The sequence below is a fragment of the Dethiosulfatibacter sp. genome, from assembly GCF_983023055.1.
Genome location: NZ_CEZJXU010000194.1, coordinates 1 through 4553, shown reverse-complemented (window position 1 = coordinate 4553; position 4553 = coordinate 1). Strand labels below are relative to the sequence as shown.

4 protein-coding genes are annotated in these 4553 nt (G+C 35.4%); 3 read left to right on the top strand and 1 reads right to left on the bottom strand.

Translation table 11 applies throughout. The annotated features are described in order from the left end of the window. Positions 1 to 1043 (bottom strand): hypothetical protein (locus AC3AX0_RS07830; RefSeq protein ID WP_487549747.1); only part of this gene is annotated, 1043 nt, incomplete at its 3' end. 148 nt (positions 1044 to 1191) lie between these two features. Between AC3AX0_RS07830 and AC3AX0_RS07825 the strand changes: the two genes are divergently transcribed. The 3 genes from AC3AX0_RS07825 (at position 1192) to AC3AX0_RS07815 (ending at position 4021) form a co-directional block, all read left to right on the top strand. Continuing rightward, a complete protein-coding gene (locus tag AC3AX0_RS07825; protein ID WP_487549746.1) occupies positions 1192 to 1866 on the top strand; it encodes an AroM family protein in 675 nt (224 codons plus the stop codon). Positions 1867 to 1996: 130 nt separating this feature from the next. Beyond that, the gene (locus AC3AX0_RS07820) at positions 1997 to 3298 is read left to right on the top strand and encodes a hypothetical protein (RefSeq protein ID WP_487549745.1); all 1302 of its coding nucleotides are present in this window, start codon (positions 1997 to 1999) and stop codon (positions 3296 to 3298) included. Beyond that, positions 3299 to 4021 (top strand): DUF6320 domain-containing protein, encoded by a 723-nt coding sequence (locus AC3AX0_RS07815; protein ID WP_487549744.1) that lies wholly within the window; start codon positions 3299 to 3301, stop codon positions 4019 to 4021. The last annotated feature ends 532 nt before the right edge of the window (positions 4022 to 4553 follow it).

Sequence of the window (4553 nt, the reverse complement as noted above, 5' to 3'; positions counted from 1 at the left end):
TTGCCTTCTTTCAGGAATATGTTTTTATAAAACAACTTTTCTGAAATGTTACTGGCATGCTGTACAATTTGATTCATGATGTTTGGACTTTCATCTTTCTTCATACCGTCTATTGGCTCTACTCTGATAATCCAAACATATCGCTCCAGATAATATTCAAAATTGTGATTTGAAGCTTCTTTCTTCAAATCTGCAACTTCATCAATAAATCCATATAAAACACTTTGAAGAAATTCTTCAAAGGATTTACGTCTGAATACCTTTGTTTTCGAGTAATGCACCAAACATATTATGAAATATGATAAAAGTTCACTCATGCTTACTGTATTCAAATCACCCCACTTATGCCCTTCCTGTATACAAAGGTATCCAAGTATGGTTGTTTCCGATTTCAATGGAAAACAAAGATAGGTGTTATCCTCATGGTGAAGGCTGACCGGTTCAAGGGAATATGATGCAGTACTGTTCCATGTTGAAAGCTCCTCGGACCATTTCAGAAGAGGTATTTCCTCCTTTGATAACAAGTGTTCATTTTCCTGACAAAGCATAGTAAAATCTGATGATAATAAATAGGTTTCCCTGTTTAAGAATATACCAATGAGCTTAGTAAGATTGTTTTCGTTAAAACAGGGACCATTCATGATGCAAAGTATATTGTTTTTCAGTTGGTTATGTAAATATTCAACAATATTCTTTTCATCAGTCAATATACTGAGAAGTTTACCAATTTTTCTAGGTACATCAAAAGAAAACAGAGGTAAATTGAATGTTTTACAAAGATTTATATCTATCTCCGACATTTTTAAACTGGAAACAATACAACATCCTTTAATATTCTTGTCTATAAGTGATTTGAAAATATTATTTACATCTTCTTCCTTTATCAAATCCGGTATTATTATTACAAAATCATCCTTACCAACCCAATGGTGATTTCCCGGAGCGGTTACAATGGAACAACTTACCTCATCAAAATCTAGTTTTTCCTGTGGCTGAATTAAGGAGTTGACATTCTTTAATTCCAAAAATTTACTATAGTCCATAACAGCTCCTTGTCTAGTTGTTTTAATTTAGTATAATATGAGATGTGAAAATTATCAAGGATATGAAAATTGTAATTTAATAAGAATTATAGAAATATCAACAATTTCATTCCATAAAAGAATATATATAATGAAAGGACTCTATACTATGAAAAATAAAAAAATAGGATTTATTACAATAGGCCAATCCCCCAGAACCGATATCATAGAAGATGTAAGAAAAATCATCCCTGAAAATATTGAAATCATAGAAGCAGGAGCTCTAGATCAATACAGTCATGATTTTATATGCAAAAACTTCTCACCAGGTGAAAATGATCAGTTCCTAGTAAGCAGGATGAGGGATGGCTCACAGGTTGAAATCGCCGAAGAAAAAATTCATTCTTTACTTCAAAACTGCGTAGACCATCTCAATGAAAAGGGCTGTAACATAATACTTATGATGTGTACCGGGAAAATCCCTGAGCTAGTATCCAAGGTTCCTATTTTACCTCCCCAGAAAATCCTTCATAATATTATGAAAAACATAGGTTTTCAAGGGAAGATAGGTGTTTTTATTCCAGAAAAGGATCAAGAAACAAATATCAGAAAAGCATGGAATTCCATGGGAATGGTAATCTTTCCTGTCTTTGCTTCACCCTATGGAAATATTGACAATATAAGAAAAGAAGCCTTACTACTTGATAACGAGGATATCTCAGTGATATTCATGGACTGTATGGGATATTCTGAAAAAATGAAGAACATGGTTTATGAAATTACTGGTAAACCAGTAATTATACCAAGAACCATGATAGTTAAAATAGCCCTCGAGTTAATTTAAGTCCCATAATATAATCTCGCCCTCAACTTCATATTAACATTTGTTCATTTATCCCTCTTGAGTTATAATTAAGACAAGGATGATGTAATATTCACATAAACACCATCCAAAATGACCACAGGTGGAATATATGAAATCTAAAACAGACGAAAGACAATGGCACAGGCTTGACAATGCGGCAAAACTTTACCCATCAATAGTTTCACCAAGAGTTTCCACCGTTTTACGTCTTTCGGCAACTTTGAATAAAGATGTTGATCCTGAAATACTTCAAAAAACACTGGAAACAATACTTCCTAAATTCAAGCATTTTCTGGTGAGACTGAGAAAAGGTCTGTTCTGGTATTATTTTGAAGAGGTCAATACAGTTCCCAGGGTGCAGGAGGAAACCTACTATCCCTGCATGTATCTCGACTTCAAGAAAAAGGATACTCTTCCCTTTAGAGTCATATACTATAAAAAAAGAATAAGCTTTGAAGTTTCCCACAGCCTCACCGACGGATACGGGGCTGTAGTTTTCATGCAGTCACTTCTGCTGAATTACCTTCATCTCACAGGTGATATAGATAAATCAGCCGATCTTGACATGTTCCGCGATTATACGGATACAAAAGAGGTATATGAAGATGCATTCCACAAATACTACAACGAAAAAGTAAGGGCGCCTAGAAAACCTAAAAGAGCCTATCACCTTCCCTTCAAGCTCAATGCCAAAGGGGAATACTTCATTATAACTGGTATAATTCCGTCAGATGACCTTTACAATCTTGCCAAGTCATACAATACATCGGTGACAAAGTTTCTACTGGCCGTATATTTCGAGACCTTCCTTGATTTTTTGAAAACCACAGGGTCGGAAACAAACAGCCGTAATCTGCCTGTAACCATGAACATCCCAATAAACCTTCGCTCTATGTTTCCTTCAAAAACATTGAAAAATTTTTTCGTAAGCTTGACTCCATCTATCGATACAAGCCTTGGAGACTATACATTTGACGAAATTCTGAAATACATAGATCATTATTTCGGCATGAAGGTAAACAAGAAGTACATACAGAAATTCATAAGCAGAAATGTTGCCAGCGAAAAGAAATGGAAGGTAAGACTCCTTCCATTACCAATTAAAAACCTTGCCATCCCCTTCATCTACAGCAGATTCGGTGAGACAAACTATACCAGCAGCCTTTCCAATCTTGGACTGATCAAGCTTCCTGAGGAAATAAGCAGGCACGTGGACCAAATGGATATCTATCCACCTCCAAGCGTTGGAAACCTTACAAAGATAACAATGTTAAGCTACAACAACAAAACATGCATTTCCTTCGGTAGTGTAACTCCAAACAGGGAAATTGAAAAGATATTTTTCAGAAAGCTGAGGAAAATGAATCTCCATGTCAAAATAGAAACAAATACTCAAAAGGAGGGTGATTAAATGGCTTATTGTCCAAAGTGTGGAGTTGAAGTTGATAAAAATGTAAAGGAATGCCCACTCTGTAACTTCCCAATACCTGATATTGACAGCTTGCAGGAAAATACCGAAACAAACAAATTTCCAGAAGCAAGAAACATGTATATAAAAACACTAGAAACACTCAGGAACAAGGTATTCATTACCGTCTTTCTCCTGAGTATAATATCAATAGTAATATTTCTCACTATAGGACTCATACGTTCATCCATTTCAGACTATATGACGGGATTTGTAATTTGTATAATGGCGGGACTTATTTACCTTTTCATAATCATGGGATACATACCTCACCTCAAGATAGGTACTGGAATTTTCAGTGCAACGGTAATTCTCCAGTCTTTTCTACTTGACTATATTGACGGTGAAATGGAATGGTCACTGACCTATGCACTTCCCATTACAATTTCAGCAATTGCGATATTTTTGCTTACTGTACACTTTTACAAGAAAGGAAAGCACAAGAACCACTTCATCTTCATTCCTGTCTATACTGCAGTGGGAGTCGGCATATTGTCACTCATAGTAGAGTCCGTTCTCTCAATAAATTTTGATGGAACGCTTAAAATCACCTGGTCACTCATAGTATTTATAACCCTGCAGCTCTTTGCAGTTATAATGACAGGTCTTTACAATGTACTGCCGGAAGATATGCGAGAAAAACTGAGACGAGTTTTCCATGTATAAGCTACCAACAATCATCCTTTTTTAGATATTAAAGATTGTTGTAGCGGTAGCTAAACACCGACGCTTCAAGGTGTTTTGTGCATTTTGTCATGTTGATAGTATTCTGCACCAAAATAATATCCAGCATCAACTCCCTACTCCAGCTTAGGAAAGTTAATTATTTGCGAAATCACTTGAATCGTTGTGATTTTGCTTTTAAGGTTACTTTCCACGCATACAACATCCCTTTTAGGGATGACACAATGTAGTTGCTTTGTTTACTCGGAACAACTATCTTTAATTTATAACGTGGATAGTTGAACCTCGAAGTCGAGACCTCGCTGATGCCAGATACTATTTTTCAGTTTTTAGGTTTTATGAAATCATTTGATTACTACGAATAAATAAAAATAATATCATATAGCAGTGAGGTCTCGACTTCGAGGCATGATAATCTACCTTATAGATAAAGGATTATCGTGCCGAGGGAGTAGGGAACTGCTATATGATATTATTTTGGTGCTATATCTCACACCTATTCAAGTATAAACCT

What these genes read in the sequence shown, in the direction of transcription:
- AC3AX0_RS07825 (WP_487549746.1), top strand. Translation starts at nt 1,192, where the DNA reads ATGAAAAATAAAAAAATAGGATTTATTACAATAGGCCAATCCCCCAGA.
- AC3AX0_RS07820 (WP_487549745.1), top strand. Translation starts at nt 1,997, where the DNA reads ATGAAATCTAAAACAGACGAAAGACAATGGCACAGGCTTGACAATGCG.
- AC3AX0_RS07815 (WP_487549744.1), top strand. Translation starts at nt 3,299, where the DNA reads ATGGCTTATTGTCCAAAGTGTGGAGTTGAAGTTGATAAAAATGTAAAG.